The sequence below is a fragment of the Salipiger sp. 1_MG-2023 genome, from assembly GCF_030547555.1.
GTDB lineage: Bacteria > Pseudomonadota > Alphaproteobacteria > Rhodobacterales > Rhodobacteraceae > Salipiger.
Window position 1 is genome coordinate 1 of record NZ_JAUOQN010000172.1, and the last position, 940, is coordinate 940.

The following is a 940-nucleotide window of genomic DNA, read 5'->3' on the forward strand; positions in this document are numbered from 1 at the left end:
ACTGACATAAGCTATGATTTGCAGTCTGCTGATCTTCGACGAGAAGGAGATCAGAGATGTCGAAACGCAAGCAGCATGCGCCTGAGTTTAAGGCCAAGGTCGCGCTGGAAGCCCTGAAAGGCGAGGAGACCGCCGCTGAGCTGGCAAGCCGGTTTGGGGTGCATCCGACGATGATCCATCAATGGAAGCGAGCCCTGCTCGAAGGCGCCTCCGGTGTGTTCGAGCGCGGGGGCCGCAAGAGGCCCGAGATTGACGAGGAGCAGGTGAAGGAGCTTCACGCCAAGATCGGGGAGCTGGCGGTGGCCAACTCTTTTTTGGAACGAAAGCTGAAGCCTTGGGGCGGGAAGTGAGGCGCGACATGATCGAGCCTGACCACCCGGATCTGTCGATCGGCCAGCAGTGCAAGCTGCTGTCGATCGCGCGTTCGTCTTTCTACTACACGCCCAAGGGAGAGACTGAGCAGAACCTCGGCCTGATGAGGACGATCGACGAGCAGTTCCTGGAGACGCCGTTCTTCGGCGTCCGGCAAATGACTTGGCACCTGCGCAACGACGGCCACCTGGTGAACGAGAAGCGCATCCGGCGACTGATGCGCCTGATGGGGTTGATGCCGATTTACCAGAAGCCCAACACCAGCAGGCCAGCAAAGGGCCACAAGACCTATCCCTACCTGCTCAGAGGTCTGCGGGTGGAACGTCCGAACCAAGTCTGGTGCTCGGATATCACCTACCTGCCCATGCGGCGTGGGTTCCTCTACCTCATGGCGATTATGGACTGGCACACCCGCAAGGTTCTATCCTGGCGGATCTCGAACACGCTGGAGGCCGACTTCTGTGTCGAGGCGCTGAACGAGGCCATCCACAAGTTCGGCCCGCCCGAGATAATGAATACGGATCAGGGATCCCAGTTCACGTCCTTTGCCTGGACGGACCGGCTCCGC

General features: G+C 59.9%; 2 protein-coding genes. Both read left to right on the plus strand.

Annotated features, from left to right (window positions below):
• Positions 1-56: 56 nt before the first annotated feature.
• Positions 57-350, plus strand: a complete 294-nt coding sequence (locus Q4543_RS24435; protein ID WP_076534771.1) for a transposase — start codon at positions 57-59, stop codon at positions 348-350.
• Positions 351-358: 8 nt separating this feature from the next.
• The coding region (locus tag Q4543_RS24440; protein ID WP_303442777.1) for an IS3 family transposase at positions 359-940 on the plus strand (582 nt) is incomplete at its 3' end.

Bases quoted from the DNA above. Each gene is read 5' to 3' on its own strand.
- Q4543_RS24435 (WP_076534771.1), top strand. From the start codon at position 57: ATGTCGAAACGCAAGCAGCATGCGCCTGAGTTTAAGGCCAAGGTCGCG.